Source organism: Planococcus sp. NCCP-2050 (assembly GCF_023708025.1).
Lineage (GTDB): Bacteria > Bacillota > Bacilli > Bacillales_A > Planococcaceae > Planococcus.
In genome coordinates, this window is sequence record NZ_BRCX01000002.1 from 85,125 (window position 1) to 106,559 (window position 21,435).

Genomic DNA, 21,435 nt, shown 5'->3' on the forward strand with positions numbered 1-21,435 from the left:
AAGCTTGCATTGTCAGAATATATTGTTTAATATGTTAACAAACCTAACATCGAAAAAATGTTAGAAACTTTGTATCAAGGAGGAGATAAAATGAAAAAGATTGAAACGATCATCCGCCCTTCCGTTTTCGCCAATGTCCGCCAAGCGCTGGCTCTTGAAGGCATCGATGGATTAAGCGTCACTGAAATCGCTGGAATCGGCAAACAAGAAGGCCGAGTCGGACTTTTCAGAGGGAACGCTTATACCATGGAATTCTCTCCGAAACTCAAACTTGAAATGGTCGTCGACGATTCAAAAGTCGAAAATATTGTAGAGGCACTGCTTGAGTATGCTTCGACCGGCGAAGTCGGAGACGGCAAAATCTTCATCCTGCCTGTTGAAGAAGCCATACGGATCAGAACGAAAGAACGCGGCGTTGTCGCGGTCGGATAAGGGGGAATTCAAATGGAAGCAGTACAAAGTTCAGTCGATATGATGTGGGTGATGCTCGGCACCATCCTAGTATTCTTTATGCACGCCGGGTTCGCGATGCTTGAAACCGGATTTACCCGTTCTAAAAACACACTCAATATTTTAATGAAAAACTTGATCACGGTAGCCCTTGGCTCTATCCTTTATTTTTTCGTCGGATTTGCACTCATGTTTGGCACTTCAAGTTTCGGGCTTATTGGAACAGACGGATTTTTACTCAGCGGGCGTGAAGATATCGGGTTCTTCGTCTTCCAGGCTGTTTTTGCTGCTACCTGCGCAACAATCATTTCAGGAGCAGTCGCTGAACGTATGAGATTAGGCGCTTATATCTTGGTCACTGTAGCGATGACAGCTGTCATCTACCCGATTGTAGGACATTGGGTATGGGGCGGCGGCTGGTTGTCCCAAATCGGATTTATCGACTTTGCCGGATCGACGGTTGTCCACTTGACCGGAGCAACTGCTGCATTCATCACCGCTTGGAAACTCGGTCCCCGCATCGGAAAATACAGCGGGAAAATCGTCAATTCAATCCCCGGCCACAACTTGCCGCTCGGCGCACTTGGTGTGTTCATCCTGTGGCTCGGCTGGTTCGGCTTCAACGGCGGCAGCACACTTGCCGCTGACCCTGAACTTGTGCCGCCCGTCATTCTAAACACATTGCTCGCAGCTTCTGCGGCCGTTTTATCTACAGCAGTCTATACCCGTTTCCGCTTCGGCCGAATCGACCCTTCTTTGACGATGAACGGTGCGCTCGCCGGGCTCGTCGGGATTACAGCAGGTGCAGCCAACGTCTCGTTCATCGGTGCCATTGCCATCGGACTTTTGGCAGGCATCATCATGACAGAAGCTGTTCGCTTGCTCGATTCTAAAATCCGGGTGGATGATCCGGTCGGTGCTGTCGCTGTCCACGGCGTAGCTGGCATCTGGGGAACCCTCGCTCTTGGTTTCTTTGACACAACAGGCGGCTTATTGTACGGCGGCGGCGCAGAAATATTAGGGATTCAAACAGTCGGCATCCTCGCGGTCATCGCTTGGACTTCCGTCACAGCTGGAATTGTCCTATTTGCTGTAAATGCCGTTGTCCCGCTTCGCGTCACAGCAGAAGATGAAGAAAGCGGACTCGATTTTTCAGAACACGGTTCTCAAGCTTATGCTATGCAAGATGTTTTAAGCGGCACTTCCCCAATCAACGAAAGTTTTGCAGAGCGGCTTAATCAGCTCGGAAAGCATACCGTCGCACAAAAACAGTCATAACACTTTAACAAAAAAGCTGGCGCGAAATTCGCAGCCAGCTTTTTTAGGTTCTATTGTTTTTCTTAAGAGCCCGGAGCCTCGATTCATACCAAATTGCCACTGCGATAAACCATGTGTATCCGGCAAACCAGCCTGCCAAGACATCCGAAAAATAATGTTCACTGCCAGCTACTCTAGAAAGCCCGATGCTCAGAACCAATCCAATTGCGATGATCCAGACAATCCACCTCACTGTCTTGGAAAGCCCATTCTCTGCAATGAAATACGCTGCAGTAAAAAGATAAAGCAATCCCACCATCGCATGCCCTGAAGGAAAGCTGAAACTTTCGAGGCCATGAGGAAAATCCGGACGCTCTCTTTCAAAAAGATGCTTCAGCAATTGATTTAGCGCATTTCCTGCTCCTACTGATAACACGACAAAAAGCATTGCCCTATAATTTCGCTGCGACAGCCAAAGGTATAAGAGCAGTGCGATACTCACCGTAAAAATTACCCATTGGTCACCGAGCAGCGACATTCCGTCTAGCACTCGCATGTCTTTAAGGTATTGCGACATCGTCCGATCAATCTCTCGGAAAGGTTCACTGGAATAACTGAAAAGGATTGCAAAAAAGCCGAGTAAAGTCGCCATTCCGAGCGGATAAAACAAACGCTTCATGGTCCTTCACCTCCCTTTCTTTCTTACCATCAATGATAGTCGTTTTAATCGCTGGTGCAAAATTAAAACCCCTGGCAACTTTCGCTGCTAGGGGTTTTCTCATCCGTTTTGTTCTTGTAATTTCAAAACGCCATCCACCATTTTATAGACCTTATCGCAATACTCGACCAACCGGATATCATGGGTCACGACGATGGTCGTCGTTTTTTTGTTTTTCGTTTCATTTTTCAGTAGCTGCATCACTTCATATGCGCGGTCCGAATCTAAAGAGGCCGTCGGTTCATCCGCTAGAATAATCGAGGGGTTGCTGTATAGCGCTTTTGCAATTGCCACACGCTGCCTTTCCCCTCCGGATAAATCCGACGGGTATTTATTGCGGAGGTCCGTAATTCCAAGATCGTCGTAAAGCTGTTCCAGCTCCTGCTTATTCATATTGTCTTTTTTCACTTTATCCAGCAGCTTCATTTGTTTGTCGACCGTCAAAAAAGGAATCAAGTTCGAAGCTTGGAGAATGAAGCCGATTTCTTTCAGGCGAACTTTGGATAACTCTTTTTCACTTAGGGAAGCAATGTTTTTATCATTGATGAAGATATCTCCGCTAGTCGGCGATAACAAGCCGCCTGCTATCGTTAAAAATGTACTTTTCCCAGAACCCGAAGGGCCGATGACGGCAATCAACTCGCCTCTTTCAGCCTGAAAGTCCGTTTTCTTAAGAGCGTCTACTTTTTTATGGCCGCTGCCGAATGTTTTGTTGATTTGATTCATTTCCAATACTGCCATTTGTTTAGCCTCCTATTGCTTTCAAAGGATCGATTTTGACAATCGTCAATACAGAGAATACGGCTCCGATGACCGCCACAGCCACTAAGACCACTCCGTAAATCAACATGGTCGGGATTGCAAACGCAACCGGTACAGCTGCCGGCAGGAATGCACCTGTCACCAGCGTAAGGATAAGCCCAATCGCTACCCCGATAGCGGCTAAGATGAATGTTTGGGCTACGACCGACCGCGCCAAGTAGCCGCTTGGAATTCCTTGCGCTTTCATCACGCCGAACATGCTGATTTTCTGCACCGTTAGAACGTACAGGAAAATCGCAACAATCACGGATGAGATGCCGAACAAGAAGTAGATCATGAAATTCAACGTCAAACTTTGCGCCGTATAGCCTGGCAAGTTTTCAATGAACGTTTCCGACTCGATGGCTTCCAGTTCACTATTATCCGTAATAGCTGCTATGTCATCTGTGCGTACGACCACTCCGTTGATTTGGTCTTTATTCGCTTCAGCTGCTTCACCGAATTTCACACGTTGAAAAGTAGCTAAATCTCCGTAAAGAACCGGTGCTGCGTTAAAGCGAGCATCTTCTGTAAAGCCGACAATCGTCAGTTTTTCATCGGTAGAAGACAATTCCAGTTCATCGCCTAGAGCAAAGCCGTCTTCTTTGATGGTGTCGCTCGCAATCACTTCATTGTCTGCCGAAAAAACCTCGCCTTCCGATACTTCCGGCATGATGAATTCATCTTCCCGAATGCCGAAAATAGAGACATTGGCTTTTTGGTCATCTGTGCGGGCAATGGCGTTGATCTGGCCAAGAACTGCCGTCTCATCAGCATTCATAGCCTCCGCTTCATCAATTGTCATCGTTGAAGCCACTAAGCTTTTATCCGATTCTTCGGTTAGGACAATTGCAGAAGCATCCCATTTGTCCACCGCTTCCCGGTTCAAACTAGCCAATCCGTTGGCAAGCCCTGATAAAAAGAACACAAGATAAGCAACTAGCATTAAAACACCGATGATCAAGGTGAATCTAAGTTTATTTTTTTGAATTTCGTTCCAAGCTAAAAACATCTTTCCACTTCCTATTATTTAATATGTAAAACACTTTCACCAACTACCCAATAAGTTGTACAAAACCTATACATTTATTATATACCCATTTCTTTTATTTAAACCGTCTTTTTGAAAATAAAAAAAGACAAACCTGTGACGGTCTGTCTTCGCTTCTATTATTACATGACATGGTATGTGCTTTGTTCTACTTGTATGATGTGTTCGAGCTTCGGTTTGCCGATCTGCGCTTTATGTCCAGCGATGTGGTCGGGATGCTTCTCCCAATTTTTCCAGTCTGCCTCTGATTCCCAGCGCACATACAAAATGACTTCCTCATCGCCTCGGCGAATATTTTTCTTCAAAATCGTCCGGTCGATAAACCCTGGCTGTTCAGCCAATTTGTTCTTGCCGGCGAAACGATTAAGCACAAGATCAGATGTTCCTTCCTTCACCATAAAGCGCTTCATTTGTACAAACATATTCAACTCTCCATTCCTAATTGCTGCATTTTATAAAACAACACTCAGCGGGAAGCAGCCCGCTGAGTGTTGTTTGCCTTTTCATTCAGTTGAAGCACCCGGTTCCGCGAATGCTTCAAATTTTTCCTTACCGACCATTTCCGCTTTTCTTACTGGCTAGACTCCAGCGCCCAGCCCCTCGGGTCATAAGCCATACCGGCTATGCGGCAAAGTGCGCCGCTTCGCCGGTTCGTCTTATGCCTTTCGGGGCTAGATGGGCGCTTCTGCTTTTCTTACTCAAATGCTGATTGGATGTCTGTTACCATTTGGCTGACTGATTGCAATCCGCCACCTGATAGATACCAGAAGTCTGGGTCCAAGTAGATGATTTTATCGTTTTGGTAAGCCGTTGTTTTTTGCACTAATTCGTTTTCAAGCGAGTCTTTTGCACTTGCATCATTTCCTACTGCCGCATTGCGGTCAACTACGAACATCATGTCCGGGTTTGTTTCCAAGATGTACTCGAACGAAATGCTCTGGCCGTGAGTTGAAGCTTCGATGCCTTCATCCGCTTGTTTTACACCGAATACGTCATGGATGATTCCGAAGCGTGAAGCTGCTCCGTATGCACTTACTTTTCCTTCATTCGCAAGAACGATCAATGCTTTTTCATCTGTAACGCTTGTTTTCAAGTCTTCGATTTGCTTATCGATTGCTGCTAGTTCTTCTTTCACTTGGTCTTCTTTACTGAAGATTTCTCCAAGTGTGTTCATGTTTTGAGTGAAAGAATCCATGTATTTCGTTGTATCTACACCCATATGAATAGTTGGAGCGATGTCAGCAAATTCTTCATACATAGCAGCCTGGCGTCCAGAGATGATGATCAAGTCTGGCTCTAATGCGTGGATTGCTTCGAAATCAGCTTCTTTTAATGTACCGACATTCTCGTATTTCTCAGCGTCATTGTATTTTTCCAAATAAGTTGGAACGTTCCCTTGAGGAACTCCAGCTACAGCTTCAATTCCTAATTTATCCATTGAATCAAGAACACCAAAGTCAAAAACCACTACTTTTTCAGGGTTTTTATCGAATGTCGTTTCACCTAGTTCGTGTTTCACTGTTACCGTTTCAGTTTCCGCTTCTTTCGTGTCTGCTTCAGCAGAGTTTGCATCTGTCGCTTCGTCTGAACCGCAAGCTGCAAGGAAAGCAACCATCATCAATGTAAATGCAATTAGCAACCATTTTTTCATTTTTATTCGAGCTCCTCTTTTTTAAGAATTGAAGTATACGCAAATCCGGCAATTATCCATTTGCTGAATCGGAATATCCATATCATAGATTTCTTTCAATGCTGCACTTTGTATAATTTCTTCTGTCGGCCCGTCTTTCACGACTCGTCCGTTTTTCAAAGCCACGATGCGGTCGGAGTAGACAGAAGCGAAGTTGATATCGTGTAAGACGATAATGACGGTTTTGCCCAGTTCATCGACCAGGCGGCGAAGGATTTTCATGATTTGGACGGAATGCTTCATATCCAGGTTATTCAACGGTTCATCAAGCAGAACGTAATCCGTATCTTGCGCAATAACCATGGCGATAAAAGCACGTTGGCGCTGTCCGCCGGATAATTCATCCATATAGGAATTTTCCAGTTCCTTTAAATCCATGTATTCAATCGCTTGATCGACCATTTTCTCATCTTCATCATTCAACCGGCCTTTTGAATAAGGAAAGCGGCCAAAAGAAACCAGTTCGCGGATTGTCAAACGGACATTCATGAAGTTCGACTGCTTTAGGATAGAGACACGTTTGGAGAACTCATTGGACTTCAATTTTTTCGTGTTCATCGAATCAATCAGCACTTCTCCTGTATCTGCATCCAATAGCCGGCTGACCATTGAAAGAAGCGTGGATTTCCCCGCGCCGTTTGGTCCGATAAAGGACGTGATCTGGCCGCGTTGAATATCAACTGAAACATTTTCCACCACTTGCTTTTTACCGTATAACTTTGTCAGTTCGCGAACTTGGATCAATTAGATCGACTCTCCTTTAATAGTAAGTAAATGAAGTAAACTCCACCGATGAAATTAATGATGACACTTAAGGTAGTATTGAATGTGAACACACGCTCCACTACCCATTGGCCGCCCACTAACGCAACAATACTAATGACAGCAGCACCGAGAATGACAACCGAATGTTTATAGCTTTTAAAGAATTGATACGATAGATTCGCAACGATCAAACCGAAGAACGTAATCGGTCCGACAAGAGCTGTTGCAATGGCAATCAAAACTGCAGCTAATACGAGCATCTTTTTAACGAGTGCATCGTAGTCGACACCAAGATTGACTGACGTATCGCGCCCAAGCGACAGCACATCCAAGGATGAATTATGTCTCCAGGCAAAAATGATCAATACCGCAATGACGATGACCGAAAGCCAAACCAGATCCGAATTGACGTTGTTGAAGCTCGCAAACATCTGATCCTGGACAATTTGGAATTCGTTCGGATCAATCAGCACTTGCAGGAACGTCGAGATGCTTCCGAAAAACGTCCCGCAAATGATTCCAATTAATAGAAGAAAGTAAATCGGCTGATTGTTTTTTCTAAAGAGCAGATGATAGAACAACAAAGCGAAAACGACCATCGCTGCGATTGATAAAACAAAATTGACTTGCTTGTTCATAATGGTGATATGGTCTGATCCCAAGAAAAAGATCAGCAGCGTTTGAAGCATCATGTAAAGTGAATCCAAGCCCATGATGCTCGGAGTCAGGATCCGGTTATGCGTGATGGTTTGGAAAACCACGGTTGCATAAGCGATGGCAACTCCTGTAAGAACCATAGCGAACACTTTCACGCCGCGTCTTGGCAAGGCGTAATCGAAACTCCCGTTTAAGTCTTGGAACAGGTAGACGCCGCAAGCCGCTAATGCCAAACCGATCAGTATGAGCATCTTATGTAGATCACGCATAGGCTTTCCTCCTAAACAGAAGGAAGAGGAAAATAAAGCTTCCGATGACACCGACCATTAAACTGATGGAAATTTCATACGGGTAAATTAATACTCTTCCTAAAATATCGCATGCCAGCAAGAAAATGGCCCCAAGCATCGCCGTATGCGGCAATGTTTTTTGAAGGTGGTCACCTTTGAAAATTGAAACGATGTTCGGGATGATCAATCCGAGAAACGGGATCATACCGACCGTCAAGACGACAGTCGCTGTGATCAATGCCACGAGCACCAGTCCGATATTCACGACGCTGCGGTATTTCAACCCCAGATTCTTCGAGAAATCTTCCCCCATTCCAGCTACTGTAAAGCGATTCGCGTAAACATAGGCAATGATAAAGACCGGAACACTGATGTAGAGGAGTTCATAACTCCCTTTCATGATCATTGAGAAATCTCCTTGCAGCCATGCTGACATGTTCTGGATAACATCCGCTTTATAAGCGAAGAACGTCGTAATGGAAGAAAGGATATTCCCGAACATCAATCCGACTAACGGAATGAATATAGCATCTTTGAATTTGATGCGGTCAAGAATTTGCATAAACAGAAAAGTTCCGGCAAGTGCAAAAGCGAATGCCACTGTCATTTTCTCAAGCATCGATGCATTGGCAAACAATAGCATCGAGACGAGAATCCCCAGTCGAGTAGCATCGAGTGTACCTGCCGTCGTCGGAGACACAAATTTATTGCGGCTCAATTGCTGCATGATGAGTCCTGCCATACTCATTCCTGCACCCGCCAACAATATAGCGACCAACCTTGGCAGACGGCTGATCAAGAAAATCTGCGTTTCCTCCGATTGGAAGTCAAACAGATCGACGATGCTGATACTGCTGACTCCGACAAACAGCGAAATAACAGACAGTATGATCAGTGCTGGTATTAAATAACGTTTTTTCATAGCTGCCCCTCATCCGTGTTCAATAAAACTATTGATTGATTCGAGAGTGATAATCATTATCACTTACTCACAAGTTTTAGTATAGCAGTTTGATGAGAAGAGTCAATGAATAATTGAGAATAATTTTCATTTAGATGAGAAAGTCTCATTTAGTAAGTGATCTTTTCCCTTTGTATTCTGCTTTTCAATGGCTAATGCATCTGAAAACAACAAAAAAACTGCAGAATGGCTAGTTTCCTACCATTCTGCAGCTCATATGATGGATTAAATTTCTTGCGCTTGCTCGATAACTTCTGCTGGCACCGTGATTGAGTCAATTTCATCGTATTTGCTGTACTCAGAGTCAACTACCGATTTGATATTCATCGACTCCCCTTCAATTTCCATATCCAGGTCCATATCGATGTTAATAACGCTCGGCAAGAACGTTTCTTTATCAATGAAGATTTCATAAGCTACATCATTGATTGTCATGCCTTCTAAAACAGTTTGCACTTCCATATCCATTTGTCCGAGCATCTGCTCCATCTGCTCGCCAATCAATTCTTGATACTCTTCACCAGAAGCATTCAACTTTAAGACGTAATCATCCGCAGTCTGTTCGAATGTAAAATCATCTTTGAAAGCTTCCAACTCTTCCATTTGTTTAGACGGATCTGCTGTTTGTTGATCCATCATTGTCTGCAGCTGTTCCATTTCAGTTGATGGCATTTTCATCCATGTTTCCATGGTTGGTTCAAACATATACATGCCTTCTTCTGTGTAATACATTTCCATCGTCATCGGAGGCATGTCGCCCATCTCTTCAGAATTCATTTTTGTTTCGCCGGTTTGATAGAATGCCATCGGCTCCATTGTCATATCCATGGAAATATCAGAAACCGTTTCAATTTCCATTCCTGCTGATTCCACTGTCATCATTTGGCTGGTTACCATATCGGCATGCAAGCTGTTGATTTCTTCAGAAGCTTCATTTGTTTTTGTAAAAACTTCCTCTAAAGTCAAATCGCTGTCTGCCCCTTTTTCCCCTTCACTGCCTGCTGCCGGTTCTGCCGTATCACTGCATGCAGCCAATCCTAGTGTCAAAATTCCTGCGCCCATTGCCATTGCCCATTTTCTCAAAATGATCATCCTTTCAGATTCGTCTTACCTAATGATACGATGCTCAATGGAAAAAGTTTCAATATTTATTTCGAATTTTGAAATTGTATTCGTTTATTTGCAGTTTATCGCTTATACTTTTGTTTATAGTCAAGTAGAAACTTCATGAGGAGACTTCGCAATGAGATTAAAAAACTTTTTTAAATACTATAAGCCGCATAAACGATTATTTGTCATCGACTTTTCCAGTGCTGTCATTGTCGCTATTCTGGAATTGGCTTTTCCAGTAGCAGTCCAATGGTTTATCGATGACCTATTGCCAAGCGGTGAATGGAACAGCATCGTCACAGTCAGCATCCTGTTGCTCGCTGTATTTGTACTCAGCACATTCCTTCAGTATGTGGTCAGTTACCTCGGCCATAAACTCGGCATCAATATCGAAACGGATATGCGGGAAGAATTATTCACCCATGTTCAGCGCCAGTCTTTCCGCTTCTTCGATAATGTAAAAACCGGCCACGTCATGAGCCGCATCACAAATGATCTATTTGATATCGGCGAGCTCGCCCACCATGGTCCGGAAGATTTCTTTATTGCCATCATGACGTTCTTTGGCGCCTTCGGCATCATGTTCTGGATCAATCCACAGCTTGCGCTCGTGACATTGATCGTCATTCCGTTCCTGATTTGGCTCATCACTTATTGCAATATTAAGATGAACACCGCGTGGAGCAATATGTACGGGAAAATCGCAGATGTTAACGGACGGGTGGAAGACAGCGTCTCCGGAGCCCGAGTGGTTCAATCTTTCACGAATGAAGAATTTGAAATCAGCCGCTTCAAAAATGACAATGGGCGCTTCCGTTTAGCGAAACTGGTCGCTTACAAAGTCATGGCTGCGACGCATTCAAGTATCTATATGATGACACGGCTTTTAACGTTGATCGTCCTTGTCTACGGGGCATGGCTGAATTACCAAGGCCAGCTTTCGTACGGTGAATTGGTCAGTTTCGTCCTATTCTTGAATGTCCTCATTAAGCCAATTGACAAAATCAGCGCTTTACTGGAGCTGTATCCGAAAGGAATGGCAGGGTTTGGCCGCTTCCAGGAGTTGCTCGAGCAGCAGCCGGACATTCTCGACCGTAAAGATGCAATGGAGGTAACCGGGTTAAGAGGCGATATCGTCTTTGACGATGTCCATTTCGGTTATGATGAGCACAAACAAGTATTGAATGGCATCAACCTTCAATTGCGCGCAGGCGAAACGATTGCCTTCGTCGGCCCTTCAGGCGCCGGAAAAACGACAATTTGTTCGTTGATCCCCCGCTTCTACGATATTCAAGAAGGAAGCATCTCGATTGATGGCATCGATATCCGCGATATGACGAAGCATTCGCTTCGTTCACATATCGGCATCGTCCAACAAGATGTATTCCTGTTCACTGGAACGATACGCGAGAATATCGCTTACGGACGACGTGATGCAAGCGATGAAGAAATTTTAGCAGCAGCGAAAAAAGCCCATTTGGAAGACTTCGTCAACAAGCTTCCTCAAGGCTATGAAACGCAGATCGGTGAACGTGGACTGAAACTTTCCGGCGGCCAAAAGCAGCGTCTTGCGATTGCCCGCATGTTCTTGAAAAATCCGCCTATCCTCATTTTGGATGAAGCAACATCTGCTCTCGATACCGAGACAGAACGCGTCATCCAAGAAGCTCTTACGGAACTGGCTGAAAACCGCACGACATTGGTTATCGCCCACCGTTTGGCGACCATCCGCGACGCTGATCGGGTCATTGTCGTCACAGAAGATGGAATTGCCGAACAAGGCGGATACGCCGAATTGATCGAACGAAACGGCATCTTCGCCAATCTTCACCGCATCCAATTCCAGCAATCCTAAAGGCTAAAAGCCGGCTCTCTTTGTGAGGGCCGGCTTTTCTTATTTGCCGATTACAAATTCTTCGAAACGATCGTAGTCGACTTTTCCCAATTCGATTTTCAGTAACGTTCCTTCTTCCTCGTAGGCTGTTTCCAGAATAGTTGCATGGTTATTCAAATACGCTACTACATCGCCCCGATCGAACGGCACCATCATCCGGCACGTGACATGTCCTGAGAACAGATGCTGCTTGATCATCTCGATCAATTCATCCAGTCCGCGTCCTTCTTTTGCGGAAACCCACAAACTGTCGCCGTTCACTCTCGGATACGGAATGCCAGCTAAATCGGCCTTGTTGTAGACGTAAACAGTCGGCACCCCTTCCACTCCCACTTCATGGAGTGTGGCATGGGTAACGTTCATCATATGGCGATATTCTTCGTTTGAAACATCAACGACATGCAGCAGCAAATCCGCATTCCGTGCTTCTTCAAGCGTAGAACGGAAAGCTTTGACCAAATGGTGCGGAAGTTTACTGACAAACCCGACCGTATCGGTCAGCAGAAAGTTTTTATTGTCCTCCAGTTTGATCTGGCGGACGGAAGTATCCAGGGTAGCAAAAAGCATGTCTTTTTCAAAAACCTGTTTTTCTTCCTGCTGCCCGGATTTGTTCAAAAGCTCATTCATGATGGTGGATTTTCCAGCGTTCGTATACCCGACAAGCGAAACGACCGGCGAGCCTGTCTTTTGGCGCTGTTTGCGCTGGGTTTCCCGCTGTGCGCGAATCTGTTCCAACTCTTTATGCAGCTTTGACAATTGCTCTTCAATTTTCCGGCGATCCAGTTCGAGTTTCGTTTCACCGGCACCACGGTTTGCCACTCCACCGCCGCTGCTACCGCCTTGACGGCCGAGCGATGCGCGCAAGCCGACTAAACGGGGCAACATGTATTGCAATTGTGCCAATTCCACTTGCACTTGTGCTTCACGAGTCTTAGCGCGGCGCGAGAAGATGTCCAAAATCAGCATTGTCCGGTCGATTACTTTACATTCCAAGTCTTCTTCCAAGTTGCGGATCTGCGACGGTGAAAGCTCGTCATTGAAAATCACCAAATTCGCATCTGCTTCTTCGTAGAAGGCTTTGATCTCTTCCACTTTTCCTTTTCCAACATAATGGGAAGGATTAATCCGCTCCAGATTTTGATGGATTTCTCCTGCTACTTCTACATTACAGGCTTCTGCTAAATTGCGGAGTTCTTCCATTTCGTATTCAAAATGAAGATCTTTTTGCAATTGAACACCTACTAATACGGCTTTTTCATGTAATTCATCCATTTAATTTCCTCCTTCATGCTAAGTGGAGAATTTGCTTCCAAAGGCAAAAAAACATCAAACTATTTGCCCGTAAAATTCGATCCAACTTAATGCTCTAGTTCTCTCTATTCCCTTGCACTGGCAGCACGTAAACGCCAGCCTCGTAGGTCTCTTCGGTCTCCCCATGTTTAAACACAACTTTCTGAAGCCTTTCCTTTTGCCCCGCAATTTTCTCGAAGTCAATTCGGCAATTCGGCAATTGCAATGAACCGCCTAATATCCGCATCCATTTCAACCGGCTTTCTTCAGGATCGTGGACGCCGAAAATTAAAGAAGCCAATTCCAGTTTTTCATTGGATGGCTGAATAGCTTGGCGTTTCCGCAAACTTTCATAGCGCATTTCATCTGTCTCTTCCCATTCGATGAAAAACGGTGCAGGCAATCGATCGAAAATCTCTTCTTTCAGGAATAACATTTTCCAACGGATAACATCACCGCTCCCTGTTTTTCTTTGGGCATTTAAGATACCGGAAGTTTCAAACCCTTCTTTTATCAAGCGCTCATTTAGCGCTTCGATCCGATCGGTACGAAGGCAAACTGTCCCAAAACCTTGACGGTCATGGAGAAGCAATGCCGTTAAAGGATGATTAGCGTTTCTAGCGATTTCCATCTTCTCAACAGCGAGCCATTCAATATAACAGTTGTTCAAATAGAGAAGCGCATTATGTGTCCCCCATTGTTCGTGACGGCCGCCGATAGCCGCATAAAACCCTTTTTTGCTCCAATGCGCAGCAGCCTGTTCCGGCGTTTCTTCAATAAAATGAACGATATGATCTAAATGCATAACTTACCTCCGTTAAGGGCATTTTGGCGAGTTCGCCAAAGCTTTTACTGGTTTCTTTTATTATGCTGTTGTTTGATCTGTAAGGCAAACTCTTAAGGCAATTGCTGATTAGGGGTGGTTTTCCTGTGTATTTTTCGTTAGGGTAGGGTATAAGGAAACAGACAAAAGTGAAAAAGGAGGAAATTATGGATAAAAAACTACTGCGAAATCCAGTATTTATTGTTTCTGCTGCAGTTATTTTATTGCTGGTCATCATCGGAGCCATTAATCCGGTCGGCTTTGGCAACGTGGCTGGAACCTTATTCAACTTCACGACCATCAATTTCGGCTGGTTTTATTTATTGGCTGTGTTTATCATCATTCTATTTTTAATCTTTATTGCTGCGAGCAGATACGGCAGCATTCGATTGGGGGCAGATTCCGATCGTCCTGAGTTTCCTTTTTTCACTTGGATCGGCATGCTATTCTCTGCCGGTTTTGGAGCAGGACTTGTTTTTTGGGGAGTCGCTGAACCGATGAGCCATTTTTTTACAACTCCATTCGATAATCCAGCGCAGACTGAAGAAGCCGCAAGGATTGCAATGGGCTACTCATTTTTCCATTGGGGCATTAGCCAGTGGTCGGTTTTTGCCATCGTCGGCCTCGTCATCGGATTTCTGCAATTCCGCAAAAAGAAACCCGGATTGGTTTCAACAGCCCTTGAACCAATCGTCGGCAGCAAGCCTCTCGTTAAACACTCCATTGATTCTTTAGCAGTCATCGCTACGGTAATGGGAATTGCTACATCGCTCGGTCTTGGCGTTCTTCAAATGAACGGCGGATTAAATGCAGTGTGGGGGATTGAAAATTCCTTCGGCATCCAATTAACGATTATCGGGATTATGTTTTTGGCTTATACCCTTTCTTCATCTACTGGCTTACATAAAGGCATTGCCTACCTCAGCAATTTAAATCTTGGACTTGCACTTGTCTTAATGATTTTCGTATTTTTCGCAGGCCCAACAGTTTTCATTTTAGAAACGTTTACTTTGGCAATCGGCGACTATATCACAAATTTTGTCCAGTATAGCCTTCGCCTTCAGCCTTATCAAGGCGGCGACTGGGTTCTTGGATGGACTATTTTCTACTGGGCTTGGGCAATTGCTTGGTCTCCATTTGTCGGTGCTTTTGTTGCCCGTGTATCGAGAGGCCGGACCATCCGCGAATTCATATTGGGAGTCATGGTCATTCCTCCTGCAATTGCATGCGTCTGGATTGCGGTATTCGGCGGAACTGCGCTTTGGTACGATTTGAAGCAAGGATCTAACATTGCGGAAGCAGTGGACGCCGATTTGACGTCTGCCTTGTTCCAGACTTTTGATCAGCTCCCACTAACCGGCATCATGTCGGTATTGGCGATTCTGCTGATTTTCACGTTCCTGGTCACCTCAGCAGACTCCGCTACTTATATCTTAGCCAGCATGACGAGCTTCGGCAGCTTGAATCCCCCTACCTTTTTCAAAATTGTTTGGGGTGTCTTAATGTCAGCTATCGCTGCTGTCCTGCTTTATGCAGGCGGGCTTGAAGCGCTGCAGACTGCCTCACTCATATCGGCATTGCCGTTTACGCTGCTGCTCCTGCTAATGGTATTCGCTTTCTTGAAGATCATCAAAGGGGAAACTATTCCGATCCGGCAAGCGGACCTTCGCCGCTTCGAAAAATTGCAAAGAGAAGCGAGAAGAATGCAAGAGAAAAAACGGTAAGCAAGGATTCAAAACAAAAAGGCTTCAGTGATCCGTTGGGATCGCTGAAGCCTTTTTTCAAATTACTTAACTGGCACTTCTTTTTCTTTGATCAATCGTTCAGTTTCACTGAACTCTTTTTCAATTTCATCGTTCTTCTTGTAAGTGATTAAGCTGACGATGATCGCGACAATCAAGCATAGGATAAACCCTGGAATAATTTCATAGACACTGCCGATGAAATTAGTCACAGCCGTTGCTCCTGCATCCTCCGAAGTCGTACCGATGGCATCCCAGATAATGACAGTAGCAGCTCCGACAATCATTCCAGCAAGCGCACCCCAAGTTGTAAGCTTGCGCCAGAATAGAGCCAGCAGGATAAGCGGTCCGAAAGCGGCACCAAAACCTGCCCAAGCATAAGCAACCAAGTCGAGAATGGTCTCATTTTGTTCCCAGGCAAGGAATGCAGCGATTAAAGCGATAACCAATACCGCTAATCGGCCTAAACTGACATATTGCTTATCTGTTGAAACTTTCTTGAATGCGATTTTATAAAGATCTTCAATCAACGCTGAAGAAGTAACGATCAACTGAGATGAAATCGTGCTCATGATTGCTGCCAGTACCGCAGCTAACATGAATCCGGCAATTAACGGATGGAAGAAAATCTGTCCAAGAACGATAAAGACGCCTTCCGGATCGCCCAGCTCCAAATTCGGATTTTGCTGGAAGTACGCAATCCCTACCAATGCCGTCGCTGTAGCTCCAAGCAAACTCAAAATCATCCAGCTGATGCCGATGCGGCGCGCTTGGCGTACTTCTTTCAAAGTTTTGATTGCCATAAAACGGACGATGATATGAGGTTGGCCAAAGTAACCTAAGCCCCAAGCTACGGCCGAAAGGATCCCGATGAACGAAGCGCCGGTTGTGAAGTTCAACAGTGTCGGATCCACAGCACGGATGCTGTCAGCCGTTTCACCGAATCCTCCAGTCACAAATACCCCAATAAGCGGAACCAGGATAAGCGCTAAGAACATCATCAAGCCTTGGACAAAATCCGTATAGCTTACAGCCAAGAATCCGCCGAATAATGTATAGGCGACGACAACTGCTGATACGATGACCAAGCCGAGATGGTAATCCAAGCCAAACGAGCTTTCAAAAAACACACCGCCCGCTACCATTCCTGATGATACATAAAATGTGAAAAAGATTAAAATGATAATTCCTGAAACGATACGCAATAAACGAGAATTGTCTTTCAGACGGTTTTCCAAGAAACTTGGAATGGTGATTGAATCACTGGTGACAAATGAATACATGCGAAGACGCGGAGCTACGAAGAACCAGTTTAAATAAGCACCGATTGTCAATCCGATAGCAATCCACACTTCCACAAGGCCACTCACATAGATAGCGCCTGGAAGGCCCATTAATAGCCAGCCGGACATATCTGCCGCTCCAGCACTCAACGCTCCGACTGCTGCTCCTAATCCTCTTCCCCCAAGCATGTAGTCGGTCAAATTGACTGTTTTGCGGTAGGCATACCAGCCAATAAATAGCATGGCAGCCATGTAAATGACCAAGGCAATTATTTGATACGTTGTATCTGACATTTTATCCCCTCCTTCCCCATTATTGTATCACCCTAAGTCTTTAATACCAGTAGATTTTTGTTTTTTATTGAGGGGAAATGGGAAAAGAAAATCAAGGAGGCGATGACTGTGCCATGGAGCAAAAAAGACTATCCCGATTCTTTTAAAAACCTGAATGCCGATGTCCGCGATAAGGCAATTGAAATCGCAAATGCCCTGCTGCGGGATGGGTATGAGGAAGGCCGTGCGATTCCAATCGCAATGAGCCAAGCGCAGAAAACTGTCGAAGGCGATAAGGAAAAAGTGATTTATGAAATCCGCTCGCATGATGATGGGTGGCAATTGAAGAAAAAAGACAGCAAAAAAGCGATCCTCATCGAAGAAACCAAAAAAGAATTGATGGGTGAAGCAAAGCGCTACGTAAACAAAAACCACGGCGAATTGCATATTTACACCGAAGACGGTTCGCTAGAAGACACTTTGTACGAAGACTGATTGTGTATTCAGCTCGGCCAATATAAAATGCCGCTGTCAATTGGACAGCGGCATTTTATATTGTGGGACTCCAGCGCCCAGCTTCTCGGGGCATAAATCGACCCGGCTGTGCGGCAAAGAGCGCCGCTTCGCCGGTCCGTCTTATGCCCGGCAGAGCTACATGGGCGCTTGCGCTTTTCTTCTTGTCCAGACTTCAACGGCCAGCCCCTCGAGGTCTTAAGTCACCCAGCTCTGGAAATCAAGATTTCCGGCGCTGCGCGTCTTAAGCTTGTCGGGGCTAAACGGCCGTTTCCGCTTTTCTTCTTGTCCAGACTCCAGCGCCTAGCTTCTCGGGTCATAAGCCAATCTGGCTGTGCGGCTGAAAACACGCCGCTTCGCCAGATCGTCTTATGCCTTTCGAAGCTGAACAGGCGCTTCCGCTTTTCTTCATTTAAACCAGCCTTTTTCTTTGAAGCGGGAAATGGCTTCGATGCGGTTGCCTACTTCTAATTTATCAAGAATGGTTGAAATGTAATTGCGGACGGTTCCGCTTGTGATGAATAATTCCTTAGCGATGTCTTTTGTGCTTTTGCCTTCAGCAATCAATTCCATCACTTGCTTTTCGCGTTCCGTCAGCGGATTTTCGTCGGAATATGCGAGATCAACAAGTTCCGGTGCGTAAATCCGGCGTCCGTCCATAATCGTTCGGATGGACGTCGCCAAATCTTCGCTCGGGCTGTCTTTCAGCAAATAGCCGCTAACTCCCGCTTTTCGTGCACGTTCAAAATAACCGGAGCGCGCAAAAGTGGTTAAAATGATGATTTTGCAGGGATGGTCTTTTAAAGCTTCTGCCGCATCCAAGCCGCTCTTCAGAGGCATTTCAATATCCATAATGACGATATCCGGCTGGTGCTGTTCTACTAGCGCAATGGCTTCTTCGCCATTGCTCGCTTTTCCGACCACTTCCAGATCTTCTTCCAAATCCAATAAGGAACCAAGTGCCCCGAGCATCATCCGCTGATCTTCAGCTAACACGATTCGAATCATCTGACTTCCCCTTCCGTTTCATATAAAATTACATTCGGCACCCGGATATTCAATGTTGTGCCATCCATCGTCTGAATGTCTACGCTGCCGTTTACAAATTCTAATCGTTCGCGCATTCCCGCGAGTCCGTTGCCCTGCTGCTTTTTAGTCCCTTCAAGGCCGATGCCGTCATCTTGAACCTGAACAAGCACTTCTTCCGGTTTTTGCTTGATCAAAATGCTGCAGCGCGTAGCTTGGCTATGCTTAACAACATTCGTCACGGCTTCTTTCAAACACATGCTCAGTACATTCTCTACTAAAAGCGGCGTATTTGTCAGCTTCGCATTGCCGTATAAGACAAAATCGATTTCTGCCGCTTTTAAAATTTGCTGAATCCGCAGCAGTTCATCTTCAAGTTTCGTGCCGCGCATGTCCGACACCAATTCTCGCACTTCTTTCAACGCTGTGCGGGCAGTTTGCCGGATGTCGTTAATTTCGTTCAAGGCTGCATCCACATCTCTATGGAGTAATTTCCCGGCCAAGTCACTTTTCAATCCGATCAGCGAGAGTTTCTGCCCTAAGGTATCATGCAAATCACGGGCAATCCGCTCCCTTTCTTCAATGACCACAAGCTGGGAAATTCGTTTGTTTGCATCTTCCAACTGCCCTTCAAGCTTCTCGCGCTTATTGCGGTTGTAAGTATTGAATGGTAGGAGAATGACGCCAAGTATCGTAAGTACGATAAATGGCAGTTGCGATAAATATAACGTGCTGTGCTCAATCATTCCAAGCACAACAGCCAAAATCGTCGTCCCTATCAGGAAGCCATAAATGATGAAAAATCCGATTTTATTGCGGATATTGCCGATAAAAAAGGCAAGGAAAATGGCTAAGTAGACATATCCGAACAAAAAAGTCATCGCAACGTTGATCATCATTTCAATGCCGATCCATACGTAGACAAAACCGGTCCTCGAGTTGAATGACAGCCGGTATGCGATAAAGAAAATCAACAAAGACATGATTCCGAGCAGAACGTCAATAAACGATGAAGAGCGGAAAATGAAAAAGAACGGCAAGATGCAGAATATGACCCATGCGTAAAGGCTGAGCCATGGGTTTTTCGGGAAAATTTGATACCAGCTATGCATAACAGGGCTCCTTCTCTTCTTGTACTATCAATCATACCAAACAACTAAAAAAAGAAAAAACCATTCAAAGTGAATGATTTTTTCTTTTCGTTATTGTGCTGTCATTTTGTTTTCATTCAGCAAATGCTTGATGTCCCCAAAAGTGACAAACGTTTTGTTTTTCGCATCGTACACTTTATAGCGTAATGATTTAAGGCTTGTTTTGATGTTGATTGTTGTCGCTTGTTGAAGCGGCGGAGTGGATTCATGCGCTTTTTCCAAATTGTAGTTCGGAACCCGCGGGCTCAAATGGTGCACATGGTGGAAACCGATGTTCCCTGTTACCCACTGCAAAACTTTCGGAAGTTGGTAATATGAACTTCCTTCTACAGCTGCTTTCACATAATCCCATTCGTTTTCATCTTCGAAATACGAATCTTCAAATGTATGCTGGATGTAGAACAGCCAAATGCCAAGTGCGCCTGCTGTAAACATTGTAGTCCCTTGAACAATCAGGAATGCCTGCCAGCCGATTGCCCAGATAAGAAGTGAATAAGTCACGACAAGAGAAATATTGATCAAATACGTATTGTTGCGTTCTTTTTTACGTGCATCTTTACGGTTGAAACGGCTTGAGATCAAAACCAAGAATAATGGCCCTAAACCGAACATTACTAATGGGTTGCGGTACATACGGTATTTGAAACGTTCCCATTTAGAAGCTTCTACATATTCTTCGATCGTCATGACCCAAATATCGCCGACGCCGCGCTTATCTAAATTTCCGCTTGAAGCATGGTGGATCGAGTGCTCGCGTTTCCATTTTTCATAAGCGAATAATGTCATAATTCCCGTAATTGTTCCGACAACTGCATTGGCTTTTTTGTTCTTAAAGAATGAACCGTGTGTGCAATCGTGGAAAATGATGAACGTACGAACGACAAAACCTGCAGCAACGATACATAAAGCGATCGTTAGCCAAATGGAGACGTCAAGAGCGAAGTATGCCAAAGTCCATGCGATGATGAATGGCGGAATCGTATTCACCAATTGACGTACACTTGCTTTAACATCTGCTTTTTCGAACGGTGCTACAAACTTGCGTAATTGCGCTGTTTTTTCTCTGCTCATGTTCTTCCTCCTTATACGGGTTTGTCTGCCCGGATAACTTATTATCCTAATCATAAAGAATCCGGCTATGACAAAAAAGGCATAAACGCATGGATGTTATATGACACTTGTCATGTATTGCTGGTTTTGGTAATGCCCTTTTGTGGAATACCAGTAAAGAAACGAAGAATTCTTCCATTAAATGCCGTCAATATCCTTTTTCATTTCCCCATCATCAGGTATACTGAAATAAATCAGAAAATTCAAAAGAGAGGTGAACAGTGTGACTGGGCTCGTAGCTGTGATTATGATTTTTTCAATTCCACTCGCTGGCATCATTACCTCCCATTTCCAAACCCAAACGAAGCTTAAGAATAAAATGATCGAAAGCCAATTGGAGCTTGAACGGTTGAAGCATGAGAACTTTGTGATTGAGACGCAAAAGATGCGATTAGAATTAGAACAGATGAAACTTGAAGATGCAAAAAGAGAGCAAAGTTTCTATATCGAAAAGGAAAAAACACTCTTATAGACTTTTCTATAAAAGCTGGTCCAGCCGACCGGCTTTTTTGGCGGTAAAATTATTGCCATAATCCTCTTCCTAAAAAAACGGAAGGTCCTCGCTTGAATGCGACGCCTT

The 21,435-nt window shown here is 44.9% G+C and carries 21 protein-coding genes; 6 read left to right on the top strand and 15 right to left on the bottom strand.

Features of this window, described 5'->3' with window-relative positions; genetic code table 11:
- The first annotated feature begins 90 nt into the window (after positions 1–90).
- Positions 91–432: a P-II family nitrogen regulator gene (locus NFU07_RS09710; RefSeq protein ID WP_235198128.1), complete on the top strand. Its 342-nt coding sequence runs from the start codon at positions 91–93 to the stop codon at positions 430–432.
- A gap of 12 nt (positions 433–444) precedes the next feature.
- Positions 445–1,728, top strand: coding sequence for an ammonium transporter (locus NFU07_RS09715; protein ID WP_251477438.1), 1,284 nt, complete (start codon positions 445–447; stop codon positions 1,726–1,728).
- Between the two features lie 43 nt (positions 1,729–1,771).
- On the opposite strand, the gene NFU07_RS09720 is transcribed toward NFU07_RS09715, so the two are convergent.
- From NFU07_RS09720 to NFU07_RS09760, 9 genes are all read right to left on the bottom strand, one after another.
- On the bottom strand, positions 1,772–2,386 hold the full coding sequence (locus tag NFU07_RS09720; RefSeq protein WP_251477441.1) for a phosphatase PAP2 family protein: 615 nt from the start codon (positions 2,384–2,386) through the stop codon (positions 1,772–1,774).
- Between the two features lie 99 nt (positions 2,387–2,485).
- Entirely contained in the window at positions 2,486–3,166 is a 681-nt protein-coding gene (locus NFU07_RS09725; RefSeq protein WP_251477444.1) for an ABC transporter ATP-binding protein, read from the bottom strand.
- A gap of 4 nt (positions 3,167–3,170) precedes the next feature.
- Complete coding sequence (locus NFU07_RS09730) at positions 3,171–4,238, bottom strand: ABC transporter permease (protein ID WP_251477447.1); 1,068 nt, start codon at positions 4,236–4,238, stop codon at positions 3,171–3,173.
- A gap of 161 nt (positions 4,239–4,399) precedes the next feature.
- Positions 4,400–4,699 (bottom strand): antibiotic biosynthesis monooxygenase family protein, encoded by a 300-nt coding sequence (locus NFU07_RS09735; RefSeq protein ID WP_251477449.1) that lies wholly within the window; start codon positions 4,697–4,699, stop codon positions 4,400–4,402.
- Between the two features lie 272 nt (positions 4,700–4,971).
- The gene (locus tag NFU07_RS09740) at positions 4,972–5,928 is read right to left on the bottom strand and encodes a siderophore ABC transporter substrate-binding protein (protein ID WP_251477453.1); all 957 of its coding nucleotides are present in this window, start codon (positions 5,926–5,928) and stop codon (positions 4,972–4,974) included.
- Between the two features lie 21 nt (positions 5,929–5,949).
- Positions 5,950–6,711 (bottom strand): iron ABC transporter ATP-binding protein, encoded by a 762-nt coding sequence (locus NFU07_RS09745; protein WP_251477456.1) that lies wholly within the window; start codon positions 6,709–6,711, stop codon positions 5,950–5,952.
- Complete coding sequence (locus NFU07_RS09750) at positions 6,708–7,658, bottom strand: iron chelate uptake ABC transporter family permease subunit (RefSeq protein ID WP_235198121.1); 951 nt, start codon at positions 7,656–7,658, stop codon at positions 6,708–6,710. The genes NFU07_RS09745 and NFU07_RS09750 overlap by 4 nt, the downstream gene beginning before the upstream one ends.
- On the bottom strand, positions 7,651–8,601 hold the full coding sequence (locus tag NFU07_RS09755) for an ABC transporter permease (protein ID WP_235198120.1): 951 nt from the start codon (positions 8,599–8,601) through the stop codon (positions 7,651–7,653). Before NFU07_RS09755 ends, NFU07_RS09750 begins: the two co-directional genes overlap by 8 nt.
- A 264-nt stretch (positions 8,602–8,865) precedes the next feature.
- Positions 8,866–9,732, bottom strand: a complete 867-nt coding sequence (locus tag NFU07_RS09760) for a DUF6612 family protein (RefSeq protein ID WP_251477459.1) — start codon at positions 9,730–9,732, stop codon at positions 8,866–8,868.
- A gap of 151 nt (positions 9,733–9,883) precedes the next feature.
- Between NFU07_RS09760 and NFU07_RS09765 the strand changes: the two genes are divergently transcribed.
- On the top strand, positions 9,884–11,605 hold the full coding sequence (locus tag NFU07_RS09765) for an ABC transporter ATP-binding protein (RefSeq protein WP_251477462.1): 1,722 nt from the start codon (positions 9,884–9,886) through the stop codon (positions 11,603–11,605).
- 39 nt (positions 11,606–11,644) lie between these two features.
- Here NFU07_RS09765 and hflX read toward each other — a convergent pair whose 3' ends face one another.
- Entirely contained in the window at positions 11,645–12,916 is a 1,272-nt protein-coding gene (gene hflX, locus NFU07_RS09770; RefSeq protein WP_251477465.1) for a GTPase HflX, read from the bottom strand.
- Positions 12,917–13,010: 94 nt separating this feature from the next.
- Complete coding sequence (locus NFU07_RS09775) at positions 13,011–13,739, bottom strand: VOC family protein (protein WP_251477468.1); 729 nt, start codon at positions 13,737–13,739, stop codon at positions 13,011–13,013.
- A 185-nt stretch (positions 13,740–13,924) separates the two neighbouring features.
- Between NFU07_RS09775 and NFU07_RS09780 the strand changes: the two genes are divergently transcribed.
- Entirely contained in the window at positions 13,925–15,481 is a 1,557-nt protein-coding gene (locus tag NFU07_RS09780; protein WP_251477471.1) for a BCCT family transporter, read from the top strand.
- 62 nt (positions 15,482–15,543) lie between these two features.
- Here NFU07_RS09780 and putP read toward each other — a convergent pair whose 3' ends face one another.
- On the bottom strand, positions 15,544–17,076 hold the full coding sequence (gene putP / locus NFU07_RS09785; RefSeq protein ID WP_251477473.1) for a sodium/proline symporter PutP: 1,533 nt from the start codon (positions 17,074–17,076) through the stop codon (positions 15,544–15,546).
- 108 nt (positions 17,077–17,184) lie between these two features.
- Between putP and NFU07_RS09790 the strand changes: the two genes are divergently transcribed.
- Positions 17,185–17,550, top strand: coding sequence for a DUF2188 domain-containing protein (locus tag NFU07_RS09790; RefSeq protein WP_251478229.1), 366 nt, complete (start codon positions 17,185–17,187; stop codon positions 17,548–17,550).
- A gap of 426 nt (positions 17,551–17,976) precedes the next feature.
- Here the strand turns inward: NFU07_RS09790 and NFU07_RS09795 are convergent, their stop codons facing one another.
- The 3 genes from NFU07_RS09795 to desA all read right to left on the bottom strand — a co-directional run bounded on the left by NFU07_RS09795 (position 17,977) and on the right by desA (position 20,816).
- Positions 17,977–18,576 (bottom strand): response regulator transcription factor, encoded by a 600-nt coding sequence (locus tag NFU07_RS09795; RefSeq protein ID WP_251477475.1) that lies wholly within the window; start codon positions 18,574–18,576, stop codon positions 17,977–17,979.
- On the bottom strand, positions 18,573–19,706 hold the full coding sequence (locus NFU07_RS09800; protein ID WP_251477477.1) for a sensor histidine kinase: 1,134 nt from the start codon (positions 19,704–19,706) through the stop codon (positions 18,573–18,575). Before NFU07_RS09800 ends, NFU07_RS09795 begins: the two co-directional genes overlap by 4 nt.
- A 90-nt stretch (positions 19,707–19,796) precedes the next feature.
- Complete coding sequence (gene desA, locus NFU07_RS09805) at positions 19,797–20,816, bottom strand: Delta(5) desaturase DesA (RefSeq protein WP_251477481.1); 1,020 nt, start codon at positions 20,814–20,816, stop codon at positions 19,797–19,799.
- Between the two features lie 262 nt (positions 20,817–21,078).
- Between desA and NFU07_RS09810 the strand changes: the two genes are divergently transcribed.
- The gene (locus NFU07_RS09810) at positions 21,079–21,327 is read left to right on the top strand and encodes a hypothetical protein (RefSeq protein WP_251477484.1); all 249 of its coding nucleotides are present in this window, start codon (positions 21,079–21,081) and stop codon (positions 21,325–21,327) included.
- Positions 21,328–21,435 lie beyond the last annotated feature (108 nt).